The following is an 18,451-nucleotide window of genomic DNA, read 5'->3' as shown; positions in this document are numbered from 1 at the left end:
TATGGCAAACCATTAGGTTAAAAAACCTAAGTTTGTTATGATAAAATTTTGCGATACTGACGTTTTTAGTATTCTGCAGTCATTTACCATACCTTTTAGTCATTAGGTAAACTCTCATACATCCATTGGTTTGGCATAGGGGTTTGTATAACTTTATTATGATAAAAAATGCTAGGTTACAAACCGTCTTATTTGCCATTGTCCTCAGCTGGATGCCAGTCAGTTTTGCTGCACCAATGACAACGACGGCGCTTGGTCACAACAGTCCTACTGAGTATATGGGCGCGGCTTATATGCCCTACGCCAATCCAAATGCACCAAAAGGTGGCACACTCTCATTAGATGCACGCGGTACCTTCAATAGCGCCAATAAATGGATGACCACTGGTGTGGCGATGATTGGGACTGATTATCTGTATGATACCTTGATGACTGGTTCATTAAATGAAGCGTTTACCATGTATCCGCAGTTGGCAAGCAAGGTCACTTATGATCCAGAGGACACCAGCTGGATTATTTATCATATCAACCCCAACGCGCGCTTTTGGGATGGCTCAGCTGTGACGAGTCGTGACGTTAAAGCGACCTATGATGCGCTATTAAGTAAAGGACCGATGTACATCCGCAGTTATTTGGGCGATATCCAAGAAGTGCAGGTTATTAACAAGCAACAAGTAAAGTTTGTTTTTGCCTCTGATGATAATAAAGAGATTTTATTAACCGTCGGGCAGTTTCCGATATTTGCTAAGTCATCTATCGAAGCTGATTTTGAAAAAATTACTCTGACGCCTTTGATGGGTAGTGGGCCTTATAAGCTTGGTCGCGTCGATGCAGGTCGTTCGGTCAGCTACGTGCGTGATCCCAACTATTGGGGGCGTGATCTGATGGTCAATCGTGGTCGTTACAACTTCGATATGATTAAGTTTGTGTATTATCAAAGTGATGAGATTGCTTTTGAAGGGTTTAAGTCTGGCCAGTATCGTTTTCGCCCCGAAAACAAAGCTTCTAACTGGGCAACGGGCTATAATTTTCCTGCCGTCAAAGCAGGCATGATCAAAAAAGAAACGATAAGCAGTCAAAACCCAGTACCGATGCAAGGTTTGGTTATGAATATGCGCCAGCCTATTTTTCAAGACATTCGAGTGCGCCAAGCATTAACAGCCGCTTATGACTTTGAATGGATGAATAAGACTTTGTTTCATGGTCAGTATGAACGCTTGCAAAGCTTTTTTCATGGCTCGGAGCTGGCAGCGACAGGAACGCCATCTGTGGCCGAGATGAAAGTGCTCAATCCATTATTATCCAAACTTGAACCGACGCAGCGTCAAGCAGTGTTAGCAGAATGGCAACTGCCAACCAGTGATGGTAGTGGTTTTAATCGACAAGGGTTGCTTGCAGCACGGCAGTTATTGTTAGATGCGGGATTTTATTATGATGATATGAAACTGTATCAACCGAATGGACAGCTTGCGAAAATTGAGCTGTTGATGACGGGCGAAACGATGGGACGTGTGTTGCTACCTTATATTCGTCACTTAAAGCGGTTAGGGTTCGATGCGACGCTGCGCCAAGTTGATGGACCACAATATTATGAGCGCATGCGCAATTTTGACTATGATATGGTGGTGGATGTCTTTGCCCAAAGTCTGTCACCAGGGGCAGAGCAGTTCAGCTTTTGGGGCAGCGCTGCCGCTGATCAAACGGGTAATAGAAATACCGTTGGTATCAAAAATCCGGTGATTGATAGAGTAATAGAAAAGTTAGGTGGTGCTAAGAACCGTGAAGAGATTGTGCTCTACACTCATGTGCTGGATCGCTTATTGCGCGCAGGTCACTATGTCGTGCCACTATACGGCAAATCTGGCACCAATGTCGCTTACTGGGACCAATACCGGCATACTGAAAAACTGCCTACCAACGCCGTTGGTATTGACTATTGGTGGACAGATAAAGCAGCAGAGGCACGGGTTAATAATTACTTGAAGCAATAAGCAGGTGTCATCTTTAGTCACTAATTTAGTCACTAAATTTTTAGTTACTAGTATTTGAACAAAAAGCACTCGCAATAAAAACAACGATTGGTAAGGATTTAACATGAGTATTCGTATTCACCCGATTAAAGCGTTTAATGACAATTACATTTGGACATTAATTAATGAAAGCAATAAGCAAGCGATTGTCATTGATCCGGGTCAAGCCGAGCCTGTCGCCGCCTATTTAGAAGAGCATGCGTTGGAGCTGACCTCGATTTGGACCACGCATCATCATCATGATCACGTTGGCGGCGTCGCGGGGTTACAAGAGTCTTATCCCATGACGCATTTGGTCGCCCATCCTGAGCACAATGTAGATGAAGATCAGACGATAAAGGACGGTAGTACGGTGAGTGCATGGGGCTGTGCGGCCCAAGTGTGGGACGTGTCTGGTCACACTGCTAGTCATGTGGCCTATGTACTAGATGTCGATGGTGGTAAGCATTGCTTTTGCGGCGACACCTTGTTTAGTGCGGGTTGTGGACGTGTTTTTACTGGTACGATTGAACAGTTATATGACAGCTTTAAACGCTTAAACACCCTACCAGCCGAGACGCTGCTGTATCCTGCTCACGAGTACACCGCTAGCAATCTACGTTTTGGCTTATCTATTGAGCCTGACAATGCCGCCATGCAGCACGCTTTGAGACAAGCAGAAGAAAAAACAGCGCAAGGCATACCAACCTTACCCGTGACCTTAGAGCATGAGCGCGCGGTTAATGTGTTTTTACGCACCCAAGAGCCGAGTGTGATCGCAGGCGTCAAATCCAAGGTGACCATTGAAGATGATAAGTCTTTGACCGTGTTTGCCGCGCTACGTGAGCTTAAAAACAACTTTTAAACCCGTATGTTTTAATCACCGCCCCGCTTTGGGAACGCTATACTGCTCATTTTCTCTGTTGTCAAAAACATTTATTGTAGGAAGCCACCACTATGGGTCGTTATATCTTAAAAAGGTTATTGCTGATATTACCGACGCTTTTTTTGATATTGCTGGCAAATTTTGTGATTGTACAAGCAGCACCAGGTGGACCTGTGGAACAACAGCTGGCACTCATTGAGCAAGGGGCAAAAGATAACGCACTGGGTGGTAATATTGGTGCGGGTAGTGCAGGTGGCAACAGCAGTACTTATCAAGGGACGCGTGGCTTATCGGAGGAGATGGTTACTGCTATTAATGCGCAGTACGGTTTTGATAAATCTGCGCCTGAGCGCTTTTGGCTGATGTTAAAAAATTATGCTCAGCTAGACTTCGGTGAGTCGTTTTTTAAAGGGCAATCAGTGACAGAGCTTATTGTAGAGAAGCTACCCGTCTCCATCTCGCTTGGACTTTGGAGTACGCTGCTCATTTATATGATAGCCATTCCGCTTGGGGTTTATAAAGCCATGCACCATGGTTCAGGCATCGATAAAGTCACGGCCATGCTCCTCGCCATCGGTCATGCGATCCCCGTGTTTGTCTTTGCGGTCATACTACTGGTGTTTTTTGCGGGCGGTAGCTACTGGAATATTTTTCCGCTTCAAGGGCTAACCTCTGAGAATTTTGATCAATTAAGTACCCTTGGCAAGGTTAAAGATTACTTTTGGCATCTGGCACTGCCGCTGTTGGCAAGTACGGTTGGTGGTTTTGCTGGCTTGACGTATTTGACTAAGTTTAGTTTTTTAGAGGAGCTTGGTAAGCAATATGTGCTCACCGCTCGCGCCAAAGGGTTGGGGGAGCGTCAGGTTTTATATGGGCATGTATTTCGCAATGCGATGTTGATTATTATTGCGGGCATACCAGCGGCTATCGTCGGGATTTTCTTTGCGGGCAACTTTCTTATTGAGATTATCTTTAAATTGGATGGTTTGGGACTACTTGGTTTTGAAGCCATTCAGCAACGCGACTATCCAGTGATATTTGGCACGCTATTTATCTTTACTTTGGTGGGGCTGTTACTACAGTTAATCAGTGATTTAAGTTATCACTTAATTGATCCCCGTATTGATTTTGAGGGGCGCTAATGTCAAGTCAATCTCTAACCCCATCCGCTACATTTGTAAAAAAGAAACGCCGTTTAAATCCTATATGGCAGGCGCGCTTCACTCGATTTCGCCGCAATCGACTTGGTGTGATATCACTGTTTATTTTTGTGGTGATATTCATTATTTGTATGGCAGCCAATGTCATTGCTAATGATAAGCCGCTCTTTGTGCAGTATGAAGGTGACTATTATTTCCCCATTCTAAAAGCGTATCCTGAGACAACCTTTGGTGGTGTGTTCGAAACCGAAGCCAATTACAAAGATCCTGCGGTGCAAGCACTGATTGATGAGCAGGGCTATTATGTGATGCCGCCCATTCCATTTGCTGATCAGACGCCCAATGTTGAGCTGGGGGTGCCATATCCAGCAGCGCCCAACAGTCAAAACTGGCTTGGCACCGATGATTTGGGCCGTGATGTGCTGGCGCGAATACTGTATGGGATGCGAGTGTCTTTATTATTTGGACTGGCCTTGACGCTTGCGGGCGCTTTGATTGGTATTATCGTCGGTGCGATACAAGGGTATTATGGTGGGTGGGTAGATTTGGCAGGACAGCGCTTCATGGAAGTGTGGGGCGGTATGCCGCAGCTGTTTATGATCATTATTTTGGTCAGCTTGTTTAGTCCTAGTATCACGACGCTTTTTGCCATGATGCTGTTATTTGGTTGGATGGGGTTGGTTGGTTTGGTACGGGCAGAGTTTTTGCGTGCGCGTAATTTTGATTATGTACGGGCTGCTCGCAACCTTGGCGTTTCGGACAGTCAAATCATGCTAAGACACATTCTACCCAATGCGTTGGCGTCGAGTTTGTCGCAACTGCCGTTTATTTTAACCGCCAACATCATCGCCTTAACGGCGCTCGACTTTTTAGGGTACGGGTTGCCACCTGGTTCACCGTCATTGGGTGAGCTGATGGTGCAAGGGAAAAACAACCTTGATGCACCGTGGTTGGCACTATCAGGATTTTTTAGCTTAACTTTTATTCTATCATTGCTGATCTTCGTTGGTGAAGCATTGCGTGATGCGTTTGACCCGAGGCGCTCTTAATATGACCGTAGCTACTGAACAAAAAAATAGTGGTCTAAAAGAAAACCATAGTAATGCACCAAACAGGCTCATGCTGAGCGTGGATAAGCTCAGTATCACTACTGTCACAGGCGTCCAATTGGTTGACGAGCTGTCTTATGAGCTAAGACAAGGGCAAACCTTGGCTATCGTTGGTGAATCAGGCTCCGGTAAATCGATTGCGAGTCTTGCACTATTGGATTTATTGCCAGACAGTTTGATGGTTGCGGGAAAGGTGCAGCTAGCCTGTCCCACCGGAATGACTGCGCTGTCAATAGACAATGACAAGGCGCGTAACGCTGCGTTACGCTCTGTCCGAGGGCGGCGTGTCGGTATGATTTTCCAAGAGCCGATGACGGCATTAAACCCATTGCATACGGTCGCCAAGCAAATCGCTGAATCACTACGTCTAAGCGGCGTACCCAAAAAGCAGTGGCGAGACAAAAGTATTGCTTTGTTAGAAGATGTCAATATCACCGACCCTGCTGATAAACTAAAACGCTATCCCCATGAGATATCAGGGGGTCAGCGACAACGCGTGATGATTGCCATGGCATTGGCACAGCAGCCTGACATATTAATCGCTGATGAACCAACGACCGCGCTTGATATCACTTTGCAGCATGAAATACTTGAACTATTAGAGCGTCTCAAGCGCCAACACAATATGGCGATGGTGCTAATCAGTCATGACCTAAATCTGGTCAGGCGTTATAGTGATGAGGTCATCGTGATGCGTCAAGGACAGACGATCGAACAAGGCGAAACTGCATCTGTGTTTGAGCATCCCAAGGCCGAATATACGCGTACGCTTATCAAGCAAGACTTTGGGCAAGCATTAAATCTAATAGACAACAACGAAGATAAGCAAGCAAGCGTACTAAAAGTGAACCATCTTAAGGTACAGTTTCCAATCGAAAAAAGCTTGTTTGGCGGTACCAAGCGTTGGTTTAATGCGATCAAAGATGTGGATATGACGCTACAAAAAGGGCAGGCCCTAGGTGTCGTTGGGGAGTCAGGTTCTGGAAAAACCACGATTGCCCTTGCGCTCAGTCAATTACTTAGCACTCAGGCGCGTGTGAGTGGTCAGATAGTAGTCAATGATCAAGATATCTCGGCATTATCCAAAAAAGCCTTACGTCAGTTTCGTTCGCAGATTCAAATGGTCTTTCAAGACCCATTTGCCAGTATTAACCCGCGTATGACTGTGTTGCAAATCGTTGAAGAAGGACTGCTAGTACAAGGTGTCGACAAAGTGACTCGTCAGCAAGCGGTGATGGATAGTTTGGCCACGGTGCATCTGCCAGCTGAGTTTGCGCAGCGTTATCCCCACGAGCTATCAGGTGGACAGCGTCAGCGCGTGGCATTGGCGCGTGCCCTCATTATGAAGCCCAGTCTGTTGATATTGGATGAACCCACTTCGGCGCTTGACAGTACCACGCAGGTGACTGTGGTTAGCTTATTACGTGAAATTCAAGAAAAGCAGCGTATCAGCTATGTGTTTATCAGTCATGATTTAAAGGTAGTGCGCGCCTTGTGTCAGCATGTTGTGGTGCTCAAAGACGGCATGTGTGTGGAGTCTGGACGTACCGAAGATATTTTCAATAAACCCCAACATCCGTATGCTAAGCAGTTACTGCAGGCGAGTATCAGTTAGTTCACACAAATAAAACACTGTCTACAATGGGGCTCTTTTATGATGGACTGACGATACCTATACCTTTATACGCTGTAAGCAAGCAACACATAGCAGTTCACAATAATAGCGGCATACTAAAAATGGCAGTGGTACAATAAGTTTGGACAGTCGTTGACTTAGTGTAGGCGCTCACGCTATTTATATATTATCTATGATAACAGCGGCCAACATGGTTGTTTCGCATGATCGTCATTGCTATTGTTAACATTATTAAAAAGGATTTTGTGCCCATGAAAAAACAAAACAGTATGACCAAATTAGTCAGTACCAATGGTTTACAGTATGCAGGTTATGTGGCGGTCGCCAAAACGCGCGCCAAGGTATTAAAGATATTTTCTTACGTCATACCCGTTAGACGACCAATGTTGTTTGTCGGTGAGACTTCTTGTGATGAGCTATGTGATATGCTCATCAATGAAGGTAGTACCAATGTCTTTATCGTCACTGATTCGGTGCTAAATAAGCTTAGCATACCCGCTAAAGTCACCGATTATTTAAAGGCAAAAAATATCAGCTATAAAGTCTATGACGGTATTACGCCAGATCCTACGTTCAAGGTGATTGAAGAAGGACTGCGCCAATCAGTTGCGGCTAAGTGCGATTCGATACTTGCCATTGGCGGCGGCTCAGTGATTGATGCGGCTAAGATGATTGCGATGGCGCAAGGTAATAATTGTCAACCCAAAAAACTCATCGGCATTCTGAAGGCAAGAAAGCCTTCAGTGCCGCTCTATTGTATTCCTACCACTGCTGGTACTGGCTCAGAAGCGACGCTTGGGGCAGTTGTGTCAGATGATACAACCCATCAAAAAGCACTGTCAATCGACCCAAGAATGGTCCCATTGGCAGCGGCTATTGACCCTACGATTATGAAGGGCATGCCAGCACATATCACAGCGGACACTGGTATTGATGTGTTGACGCATGCGCTTGAAGCATGGATGAGTGTCAATGCCAGCGTCGAAACCGACTATTATGCGGCTTCAGCTGTTAAATCCGTGATGCATTACTTGCCAGTGGTTTATAAAGAGGGCGGGAATCTAAAAGCAAGAGAGGAGATGGGTATAGCAGCGCATTATGGCGGTATCGCCTTTAACAAAGCGGGTCTTGGTTATGTGCATGCCATTGCACACCAATTAGGAGCGTATTATAGTATTCCTCATGGTCGTGCCAATGCTATCGTGTTACCTTATGTACTTGAAGTGAACCGTGAGGCCAGCAAAAAAAGATTGGCTGAATTGGCCAAAAAAACCGGTATGATAAAGGATGGTCAAGCTATTGGTAATGATCGTGATATTGCAGACCATCTTATTACTCAAGTACGTGACCTGATTAATACCCTAAACATTGATCCAACCGTTAAGGGTATGCAGGCCAGTGATTTTGATCATATTGCCAAAGCAGCTGCTAAAGAAGTCAGTGATACTTATGCAGTTCCCACTTATTTATCAGCGTCTGAAATAAAAAATATCCTAACGAAAATTAAGCAGGCAAGTGACGAGCGTGTGGATACTGATACTGATACTGATGTTAAAGGTAATAAAGTGGCTTAAAAACATAAGGTTGCTAAAGAACGTAGTGTCGCTAAGATGGTACATCTGTTAAACAGTAGTACCAATAAAGAGTGCTAGTAATCATTCATAAGGCACTTAAAGGCGGTAAAAAAAAGGACACTGCATAAGTAAGTGTCCTTTTTGATAGGTACTGATTTAACACGTGCTAACCCAGTAATTTAAAACGCTGGTTGACGTCTAGGAATCGCACTCAAAAACTCCATGCGTGCCTGATTGTCATGAACAAACTCGCCCAGCATCGAGGTGGTACGAGTGGTGGTGTGCTGTTTGCTCACACCGCGCATCATCATACACATGTGTGATGCATCCATAACGATAGCGACACCGCGACAGCCAGTCACATCCATAATGGTTTGTGCTATCTGATCGCTCAGGTTTTCTTGGACTTGCAAACGGCGGGCGAACATGTCGACAATACGGGCAAATTTTGATAAGCCCAGTACTTGACCGTTGGGTAAGTAGCCCACATGTGCAATACCATGAAACGGCAACATATGATGCTCGCACAATGAATAAAACTCGATGTTTTGTACCAATACTAGCTCGCGATTGTTCGAGGGAAATAGGGCGTCATTGACGACTTCATCTAAGCTTTGATGATAGCCTTGGGTTAGATGAGCAAACGCTTTTGCGGCCCGCATCGGGGTCTCTTCAAGACCAGGACGTTCCAAGTCTTCGCCCGTTGAGAGAATCAGTTGACGATAAGACTCAACGCTTTCTTGGTAATCTGATGTTATGGTTGGGGTGATACTCATAAGTTTGGCAGCCATCCAAAATGTGGGTGTAGCTTAACGCTAAATCCTATTATGTAAAGGATTTTTATAAAAATTGTGCAAGCTGGGAGGGCTGTGATTATACTTGAAATCTGCTTAACTTCATACTGCTGTGGTGAGCAGTTGTACGTTTAATCCATATTCAGCCCCAGAAAAAGTGAATACAGTTTACGACTGTTTACTTAAATCAATTCGTGTATAATATCTTCTTTTATTTGTATTTGGTCACTATACGTTATTTCTCACATCTGACTATTCTAAATAACTTTATCTTCTAAATAATTTCGTTCGATTCAAAAGGAAATACTATGCTACTACAAGGACAACGTTTTGTCGTAACTGGCATCGCAAGCAAACTTTCTATCGCTTGGGCAATTGCTGAAGCGCTACACCGTGAGGGTGCATCATTGATCCTGACTTATCCAAACGATAAAATCAAAAAACGCGTGGATATGGCAGCAGAAGCCTTTGAGGCGGATTTGGTACTCGAGTGTGATGTGGCATCTGATGAGTCTATTGCTGCCTGCTTTAAGCAAGTCACGGCTCACTGGGGTGATGGTATTGATGGTGTGGTACATGCGATTGGCTTTGCACCCATGGATCAGCTGGACGGCGATTTTGTCAGCGCCACGACTCGTGAAGGCAGTCACATTGCCCATGATATCTCAAGCTATAGCTTTGTGGCTTTGGCTAAAGAAGCTCGTGAGTTGCTGGCCATGCGTCATGGCTCTATGTTGACATTGACTTATGAAGGTAGTATCTCAGTATTGCCAAACTATAATGTGATGGGTATGGCCAAAGCCAGTCTTGAAGCCAGTGTGCGCTATCTTGCCACCTCTATGGGCGGTGAAGGCATTCGTGTGAATGCGATCTCAGCAGGTCCTATCCGTACGCTAGCTGCCAGTGGTATCAAATCATTCCGTAAGATGCTCGATATCAGTGAAAAAATTGCGCCGTTACAACGTAATATTACCCAAACAGAAGTAGGTAATGCAGCGTTGTTTTTACTGTCGCCATGGGCTTCAGGTATTACTGGTGAGATTATGTTTGTAGATGCAGGCTTTAATACGGTCGCTATCAGTGAGCAATTAATGACGCTTGATGAGCCTAAATAACGGTTTGGTATTAGTGGTTTGATATAGGAGAGGCAGCCAATTGGCTGCCTTTTTTGGTTATACTAGGGGCAATTTTGAGAGCAGCCTTTAGGCGTTATATACATATGATAACTAAGTTACCAAGGTGGATATTGTGGGGCGGTGCAGTACTGGCATTTAGTGCAGGCTGCGTTAATACGGCAGCATTAATGGGTTTCGCGAATTTATCGGTCTCGCATGTCACGGGTAATGTGAGCTTATTTGCAGCGGCCATTGCCTATTTGGATGCTCGTAGTATTTTATATATCGGTACGCTACTGTTGTCCTTTTTAGCAGGGGCAATATTGAGTGGCTTTATCATTGGACAAGCTGCATTGAAATTGGGCAAACGCTATGGACAGGCGCTGTATATTGAGGCGGCATTACTATTGGTGAGTTATTGGCTGTACCAGCAGCATGATTTTTTGGGGCAGCTGGCAGCAGCGATGGCATGTGGCCTACAAAATGCCATGGTAGCGACTTATAGTGGTGCAGTTATTCGTACCACTCATTTGACAGGGCTAACATCCGACATGGGGGCTGCAATCGGTAACTGGTTGGCTGGTCGCGCGATTAGTAAGCCGACATTGGGTTTTCAAGCTGTTATTTGGTATTGCTTTTGCGGGGGTAGTGCAGTCGGGGCGTACTTGTTTGCCAAAGTTGGCTATGAGGCTCTATTTGTACCGATTACGATCGTTTTAACAGCGGCATTTATATATAACTATGCCTCAGATCGCTTGCCAGAAAAAAGAGAGCCAAAACGCGAGAGACACTCATCATAAGATAAGTGCCTCTCATTTTATACGTTTTATCTTACAGTCGCACACTGGGTATTTGGGTGCCAAAGCACTAAATTACTTTTCGTCTTCTTCTTTATGATCTTCATGTTCGTGCATGCCTTGCATCATATCAAGTGCTGAGTCATCGGTGCGCTGTTGATCTTCTTTGGCCAGACCATCTTGGTTGATATCTTTTCGCGCCATTTTGGTGGTCGAGTCGGTTTTATTTGTATCTGTCATAAAGTGCTCCTATACGTTTTATGAATGTTTCAGTTCTAACAAACTTATGGTTTCAATCTATTGTTATTAACTATTTATTGGTGTTTTAGTGGAACTGCAACAGTTTAGTATGAGATATGGCTTCTGTGTTGTACATATAGGATATGGGCTTATTTAGTGACGTTGTGTAACAAAAGACCCCGTGGCGACTGAGTAAGAAACGGGGCTAGAACTTATGATTAGATAGAAATGTAATGCCCATCAGTGTCTAAATTTACAGCCTAATTCGAAGTAGGGGCTGATATAAAGCAAACCCATGCTTCATCAAAGGATTTTTTTGATGTATATCTGCTATGATGGCGACGTATTTTTTTGGGGTACGAGAAAAAGAAGGTTGACGAGTAGTACACGTCTTTATATATGGGATTTCCCCACTGTCTTTGAGGAACTAAGGACATTTTATGTCAGAGCAAAAACTAGATAGCCATCTTCCTAAAGATGGCAATGAGTATTTATTTACAGATACCTTTCCAAAGGGTACGGGCAAAGGGTTGATCGTTGTCGTTATTGCAGCGCTTGTTAGTATGGTTATTTATAATGTATTACCATTCGACATCAATGCCAATAAGGGTCTGTCCCTGCTATTTTTTATTGGGGTATTGTGGCTCACAGAAGCAGTACACGTGACGATTACTGCACTATTAGTAGTAGTGGTCGGGGCCTTAATTGGTATACCAGAGTTCGATGCTGAAATTGGTCTGCAAAGTTTCGCTAATCCTACCATTTATTTGTTCTTTGGTGGTTTTGCGTTGGCGGCGGCCTTGCATGTGCAGCAGTTGGACAAAAAAATTGCGCTAAAGATTTTATCGATGTCAGGTGGCAAACTAAGCACAGCCGTGTTTTTGATATTTGGGGTAACGGCATTCTTATCGATGTGGATATCGAATACGGCGACTGCGGCGATGATGTTACCGCTGGCGCTTGGTATTTTGACGCAAGTTGATCGTGAAAAAGATCGTGGTACTTTTGTTTTTGTGTTATTGGGTATTGCTTACTCAGCAAGTCTTGGGGGATTGGGTACCATTGTCGGTTCACCGCCTAACGCCATCGCGGCAAAAGCACTCGACATTGCCTTTGTGGATTGGATGAAGTTTGGTGTGCCAATGATGCTGGTATTATTGCCGCTATTATTGGGTGCAATGTACGTGTTTCTTAAACCGAACCTAAATCGTAAAATCACACTGGTTGAAGACGAGCCTATTGCTTGGAACAAACCGCGTGTGGTGACTATTATCGTCTTTATCGTCACGGCATTGAGCTGGATATTTTCCAAAAAAATTGGCGCAGCACTGGACATTACTGATACCGATGCTGTTATTGCTTTATCAGCGGCGGCGGCTGTGGTCAGTCTGGGTTTGGTATCATGGAAACAAGTCTCTGATAATACCGATTGGGGTGTCCTCATGTTGTTCGGTGGTGGTATTGCCCTGTCAACGATTTTAAAAGTATCAGGGGCGTCGTTGGTACTGGGTGAGACGGTAGCCAATGCACTGTCTGCTGCACCGCTGATTGTGGTTATGATTGCAGTATCGGCGTTTATTATATTTTTGACAGAGTTTGCTTCTAATACTGCCTCTGCCGCGCTACTTGTACCTGTATTTGCGGCTATCGCTGAGCAGATGGGTCTGCCGCATGAAGTACTGGTATTGGTCATCGGTATTGGGGCTTCTTGTGCCTTTATGCTTCCAGTTGCCACGCCGCCCAATGCTATTGTATTTGGTACTGGCCTGATTAAACAGACGGAGATGATCCGTACGGGTGTCATTCTCAATATTATCGCTACCTTTGTGGTTGGGTTGTGGGCTTATTTTTTCTTGATATAGTCTCATTAACAGCGTTATGATAAATAAACCCGATGTCTCAACCATTACGAGGCATCGGGTTTTTTATTTGTTTTTACTCATTACTGATGTATCAAATCAGCAGTTACTTTTTAAAATAAAGACTCACCTTTTAACACAGCCCCTCATATTGATGACAAACTTGAGGTGGATGCAGAGGATATGTGTAACATCAATGCTCTTATCTCAAACGGTCAGCTTTTGATTGCGCCTGTTGGCCATATAGGAAATGGCGATCTTGAGATTGAAGAAGATAAAGAGTGTTTTGGATATGTGAGTATTAAGAACTTAAGGGAGTTATCATAATATGTCTTTAAACATGTACTACAAAAGCGGTATGATCCGCAAAACCCGCTGCCAAATCTCTGATGAGCTATTGCCCACCTTTTATCAGGTTCATGATAATGCGAATTTTCCACAATTGACGTGGTTAATTGACCATCTTTATGATAATCCACAGATTCACCCTGAAACCGCTAGCGCGTTAGCCAATGAGATAGTGGCATTTGAGAAATTAATACTTTCGCTACATCTTCCTTTTCCTAGGCTGCCATTGCAAAAACTACATACCTTTTTTATGGGAGCGGCCACCAGCCAACAGATTATTTATACGAGTAGTGATTGATGTCATCATTTAGGCCATCTTTATAATAGTAAACTATGTAGGTATTTGCATTGCAATCAGGTCTTTCATCGTTCTGATGACTGTAGAACTCTGGAACAGCAAAAATCAATAAGTGATCTTTGACCTTAGTAGATACTACAACCACATTCTCAGTTCTAACCAAACACTATTACCAACTTGAATCACACCTAAATTACCCCCATAATCTAACCACTTCTAAATAATAAATAGCCTAAGTAAATATGCCCAATACTTCCAAGAATACAAACTTAGAAACATCTACTGTCGTTGAAAATCATGATACTGCAAAATCAGCAACAACAAACGATGAAAAAACCTCTTTAAGTGATACGACTGATTTACCAGTGCTGGCTAAAGACAGCTATTATCTAAGCCGTCTTGAGCGCGAGTTGGCGCGTGGTGCTGTCGCCAAAAATAAAAAATCCAATCACGAATCTGATCAGAAAAACAATAAAACCGATGAGATACTTGCAAAAAAACGCGCGCAGTATGACAAGATCAAAACCCGCTCACAACAAGCGGTGCAGGCACGTATTGAGAGTATCCCAAGCGACTTACCGGCCAAATTAAACCTTGATTTGCCTGTTAGTCAGCGTGCCGATGATTTGGTACAAGCCATCATTGATAATCAAGTCATCATTGTCGCAGGTGAGACGGGCTCTGGTAAAACGACGCAGTTACCAAAGCTTGCGATGCTGGCAGGACGCGGGATCACAGGACAAATAGGGCATACGCAGCCGCGTAGATTGGCCGCGCGTAGTGTTGCCAACCGAATTGCAGAAGAGCTGGGCGAGCCATTAGGTAATACCGTCAGCTTTAAGATTCGCTTTAATGAGCAAGGGTCAGCACAATCCGTTGTTAAGCTGATGACCGATGGTATCTTGCTCGCGGAGTTGGGGCACGATCGTTTCTTAAGTAAATATGACACCATCATTATTGATGAAGCCCATGAGCGTAGCTTAAACATTGACTTTATCATGGGTTATCTCAAAAAAATGCTACCCAAGCGCCCTGATTTAAAAGTCATTATTACGTCAGCCACCCTTGATACCAAGCGTTTCAGTGAATATTTTAGCTGCTATGATGCCAAGCTAAAACGTCAGATACCTGCGCCAATCTTTAATGTTGAAGGCCGCAGCTTTCCGGTAGAAGTTCGTTATCGTCCACTCACCGATGAGCCTGTGACCAGCTCAGACGATGACAGCTATGATGATTTTGAGGATAATTTACCCCGTGCAGTGGTGGCAGCGGTCGATGAGTGTTTTAGTGACGCGCAAAACAAAGGGCATGCCGATCAAGCCGATATTTTGATATTTGCGGCGACCGAAGCTGAGATTCGCGAGTTACAAGACGTGCTGGTGCGCCATGGACCCAAACACACAGAAGTACTACCACTGTTTGCTCGGCAGACGTATGAAGAGCAGCAGCGCATTTTTCAGCCCTCAGGTCGTGGTCGGCGTATTGTTATCGCCACCAACGTGGCCGAAACTGCGTTGACGGTACCGGGTATTCGCTATGTAATTGATTTGGGATTTGCGCGAATTTCACGTTACTCGTATCGCTCACGCGTGCAACGTTTGCCGATTGAAGCGATTTCACAAGCGGCGGCCAATCAACGTAAAGGTCGCTGTGGTCGTGTCGCGCCTGGCGTTTGTATTCGTCTGTATAGTGAAGAAGACTTTAGTGGTCGCCCTGAATTTACAGAGCCGGAGATTCTACGAACCAACTTAGCGTCTGTCATTCTACAGATGGCCAATCTGCGCCTCGGTAGCGTTGATGATTTTGAATTTATTGAGCCGCCAGATAGCCGCTTAGTCACGGACGGCCATAAACTGCTTGATGAGCTGGGCGCGATTACAGTAAAAAACGACTCTGCGCCTGCCAATCAAAATGCCAAGCCCAAATCGAAAAAGGGTTTAGATCACTTGCGTCTGACTCGTATCGGTCAACAAATGGCACGTATGCCTATCGATCCAAGGCTGGCACGTATGCTGGTCGCTGGCTCTGATTTTGACTGTATTCGTGAGATGCTTATTGTGGTTGCCGCGCTTGCCGTACAAGACCCACGCGAGCGCCCCGCCAATAAGCGCACGCAGGCCGATCAAAAACATGCGGTTTTCCGTCAAGATGACTCTGACTTCTTGTTTTATTTAAGTTTGTGGAAAGCACTGTTTGAAAAGGATGAAGATGGCAATAAGTTGTCTGGCAATCAGCGTAAGCAATTTGCGAAGAAAAACTATCTGAGTTTTCCGCGGGTGCGCGAATGGCATCAGACCCATCGTCAGCTGGTACAAATGGTGACTGAGCTTAAGCTGACCGATGTGAGCGATGCAAAAAATACTGATAAAGCCCATGCGAAAAATGCCTCCATTGAAGCGACAACGAGTGATCCTACGGCAATTGAAGATGAAGAGCTTCGGGCTGTTAAGTATGCTAATTTGCACCGAGCACTGTTAACGGGTTTATTGTCCATTATCGCGCATAAAACTGAAAATCGCGGTGAGTATTTAGCCGCGCGTCAACAAAAAGCCAAAATATTCCCAGCCAGTACGGTGTTTAAACAAACGCCGCCTTGGGTGATGGCGTTTGAGATGGTCGAAACCTCACAAGTCTTTATGCGTACGGTGGCTAAGATTGAACCTGAGTGGATCATCTCAGCCGCCGGTAACTTACTAAAATATCACTACTTTGAGCCGCATTGGTCGAAGAAGACAGGCCGTGTCAAAGCTTACGCCCAGATTAGTTTGTTTGGTCTCATTATTGTCAGTAAGCAGCTGACCAACTATGAGCAAGTCAACCTAAGTGAATCACGAGAAATCTTTATTCGTGATGGTCTGGTGACGGGTAATTTGGGGCGTCAAGCGCCATTTTTACAGCATAATATGGATAAAATCGCGGACATTGAGCGCATTGAAGATAAATTGCGCCGCCGTGATTTATTGGTCGATGAAGAATCACTGTATCAGTTTTATGATAAAAAAATTCCGGCTCATATTGCCAGCCGTAAAGCCTTTGAAGACTGGCGTGCTGAGGTAGAAAAGACGGATACTAAGCATCTATTCTTTACCGATGAAGATGTGTTAAACAGCCAAGCTCCGACCACGGGCGAGTTTCCCGAGGTATGGAAGTTGGGTGATTTAAAATTGCCCCTGCGTTATGTGTTCGATCCGGCTAGTGATGATGATGGCGTGACTATTCGGGTGCCACTTGCCGCGTTACCGCAGCTTGATGCTATCGAGCTGTTATGGGGTGTGCCTGGATGGCGCTATGAGCTGGTGCTGCAGCTGCTCAAATCATTACCGAAAGACATTCGCCGTCAAATCGTCCCCATTCCTGATACGGCTGACAGCTTGTTTGACGAGCTACAGCCGGCTGGTGGTCATGGCTTGCTAAAACAATTGTGCCAAGCGCTAAACCGTCGCGGTATTATGTCAGTGACGCCAGAGAGTTTTAATCCGGCTAGTATTGACCGTTACTTACAGCCACAAATCTGCGTAGTCGATGATAAAAATCGCATCATCGAAAAAGGCCGTGATCTACAAACGCTCCAGATTCGTCATGCGTCTGAGACCAGTCAAGCAGTGAATGAGCAGCAAGGCGTGCATACAGAATTCCCTGAGCATTTTGCCTTTAGTAAAAATCATCACAGCGCGGGTGTCGTGATGAAGCAGTTTGCGGCTCTAGTCGCTGATGAGGCAGGGGACGCCGTGTCTATTCATCAATACACGGATGTCAATGCCGCGTTACAGGCGCACCGTGTTGGGGTGTTAACCTTAATCAAAGGCAAGCTTGGGGCGAAGAAAAAACAGTTGACCAGCCAAGTTGATAAGATATTCAAATTAGCGTTTGCGCCACTTGGTGATATGGACAAGCTCAAAACTATTATCATTGATGCGACGTTAGATGCTGCGCTCGAAGAGCACTATGTGTTGTTTGATCATAGCACCGACTTGCCTGAAAGCGCCGATAGCATGGCTGTGGGTTTGGCGGAGGAGCTACCGTTTACCACTGAGGAGTATGCACAAACTTTAGAAGTGGTGGCTAGTAACTTCCTATTGACTGGTCAAGGTGTCATAAAAACGCTCAAAAACGTCTATACCCGTTGGCAACGTATACGCCAAGGGTTATTGATGCTTGATCGGGAGATCTTCGGTGAGTCTATCGAGGATATTGAAGATCAGTTAGAAGATCTGCATTTGGCTAACTTTGTTTATCGGATGGATTATAGCCATTGGCAACAATATCCACGCTATCTTGAAGCGCTAGAGATTCGTCTTGAGCGCCTTGAGCATAATCTGGATGCTGATCTTGATGGTGTCTATGCGCTGGACTTACATATGGAGCGGCTAGCAGGACGGGCGGACAAAGATGCCATCAGTGAATATCGTTGGATGGTGGAGGAATATCGTATTCAATTGTTTGCCCAGCCAATGAAAACTCGTATGGCAGTATCCCCTAAGCGCCTCAGCAAGATGTGGGATAAGGTCAGTTAAAGTAGGAAAGTATTTTGGTGCTTTTATGGTAGGTTAGAGCAGGCGTTATTCACACTGTTTTAAGCTTATGATAAAGGACCATTAGCATCTAAATGGGACAAGGGCTGGATTA

The 18,451-nt window shown here is 44.9% G+C and carries 13 protein-coding genes; 11 read left to right on the top strand and 2 right to left on the bottom strand.

From position 1 onward, the window contains the following. The first annotated feature begins 158 nt into the window (after window positions 1–158). The 6 genes from JFC06_RS00980 (at window position 159) to JFC06_RS00955 (ending at window position 8,374) form a co-directional block, all read left to right on the top strand. On the top strand, window positions 159–1,991 hold the full coding sequence (locus JFC06_RS00980) for an extracellular solute-binding protein (RefSeq protein WP_198333619.1): 1,833 nt from the start codon (window positions 159–161) through the stop codon (window positions 1,989–1,991). Between the two features lie 103 nt (window positions 1,992–2,094). Then, window positions 2,095–2,874: a hydroxyacylglutathione hydrolase gene (gene gloB, locus JFC06_RS00975; RefSeq protein ID WP_198333618.1), complete on the top strand. Its 780-nt coding sequence runs from the start codon at window positions 2,095–2,097 to the stop codon at window positions 2,872–2,874. A gap of 92 nt (window positions 2,875–2,966) precedes the next feature. After that, window positions 2,967–4,037: a microcin C ABC transporter permease YejB gene (gene yejB, locus JFC06_RS00970; protein ID WP_193006875.1), complete on the top strand. Its 1,071-nt coding sequence runs from the start codon at window positions 2,967–2,969 to the stop codon at window positions 4,035–4,037. After that, on the top strand, window positions 4,037–5,104 hold the full coding sequence (locus JFC06_RS00965; RefSeq protein ID WP_193006874.1) for an ABC transporter permease: 1,068 nt from the start codon (window positions 4,037–4,039) through the stop codon (window positions 5,102–5,104). The genes yejB and JFC06_RS00965 overlap by 1 nt, the downstream gene beginning before the upstream one ends. A 1-nt stretch (window position 5,105) precedes the next feature. Beyond that, window positions 5,106–6,779, top strand: coding sequence for an ABC transporter ATP-binding protein (locus tag JFC06_RS00960; protein WP_227685551.1), 1,674 nt, complete (start codon window positions 5,106–5,108; stop codon window positions 6,777–6,779). A 272-nt stretch (window positions 6,780–7,051) separates the two neighbouring features. Continuing rightward, window positions 7,052–8,374, top strand: coding sequence for an iron-containing alcohol dehydrogenase (locus tag JFC06_RS00955; protein ID WP_198333616.1), 1,323 nt, complete (start codon window positions 7,052–7,054; stop codon window positions 8,372–8,374). A gap of 179 nt (window positions 8,375–8,553) precedes the next feature. Here the strand turns inward: JFC06_RS00955 and folE are convergent, their stop codons facing one another. After that, window positions 8,554–9,150 carry a GTP cyclohydrolase I FolE gene (folE, locus tag JFC06_RS00950; protein WP_193004784.1) on the bottom strand — a complete coding sequence of 199 codons (597 nt, stop codon included), beginning with the start codon at window positions 9,148–9,150 and terminating at the stop codon, window positions 8,554–8,556. A 326-nt stretch (window positions 9,151–9,476) separates the two neighbouring features. Between folE and JFC06_RS00945 the strand changes: the two genes are divergently transcribed. Both JFC06_RS00945 and JFC06_RS00940 read left to right on the top strand, forming a co-directional pair. Continuing rightward, a complete protein-coding gene (locus JFC06_RS00945) occupies window positions 9,477–10,283 on the top strand; it encodes an enoyl-ACP reductase FabI (protein ID WP_193004785.1) in 807 nt (268 codons plus the stop codon). 104 nt (window positions 10,284–10,387) lie between these two features. Further along, on the top strand, window positions 10,388–11,083 hold the full coding sequence (locus JFC06_RS00940; RefSeq protein WP_193004786.1) for a YoaK family protein: 696 nt from the start codon (window positions 10,388–10,390) through the stop codon (window positions 11,081–11,083). Window positions 11,084–11,155: 72 nt separating this feature from the next. On the opposite strand, the gene JFC06_RS00935 is transcribed toward JFC06_RS00940, so the two are convergent. After that, window positions 11,156–11,320 carry a hypothetical protein gene (locus JFC06_RS00935; protein ID WP_193004787.1) on the bottom strand — a complete coding sequence of 55 codons (165 nt, stop codon included), beginning with the start codon at window positions 11,318–11,320 and terminating at the stop codon, window positions 11,156–11,158. 440 nt (window positions 11,321–11,760) lie between these two features. On the opposite strand from JFC06_RS00935, the gene JFC06_RS00930 reads away from it, so the two are divergent. The 3 genes from JFC06_RS00930 (at window position 11,761) to hrpA (ending at window position 18,339) form a co-directional block, all read left to right on the top strand. Further along, window positions 11,761–13,182 (top strand): SLC13 family permease, encoded by a 1,422-nt coding sequence (locus JFC06_RS00930; protein WP_193004788.1) that lies wholly within the window; start codon window positions 11,761–11,763, stop codon window positions 13,180–13,182. 325 nt (window positions 13,183–13,507) lie between these two features. Next, window positions 13,508–13,825, top strand: a complete 318-nt coding sequence (locus tag JFC06_RS00925) for a hypothetical protein (protein ID WP_193004789.1) — start codon at window positions 13,508–13,510, stop codon at window positions 13,823–13,825. Between the two features lie 242 nt (window positions 13,826–14,067). Beyond that, window positions 14,068–18,339 carry an ATP-dependent RNA helicase HrpA gene (gene hrpA / locus JFC06_RS00920; protein ID WP_227685550.1) on the top strand — a complete coding sequence of 1,424 codons (4,272 nt, stop codon included), beginning with the start codon at window positions 14,068–14,070 and terminating at the stop codon, window positions 18,337–18,339. Window positions 18,340–18,451: the final 112 nt, after the last annotated feature.

The organism is Psychrobacter namhaensis (assembly GCF_016107545.1).
Lineage (GTDB): Bacteria > Pseudomonadota > Gammaproteobacteria > Pseudomonadales > Moraxellaceae > Psychrobacter > Psychrobacter namhaensis.
Note: the sequence above shows the minus strand (reverse complement) of the source record. Positions and strands in the feature narration are given on the sequence as shown.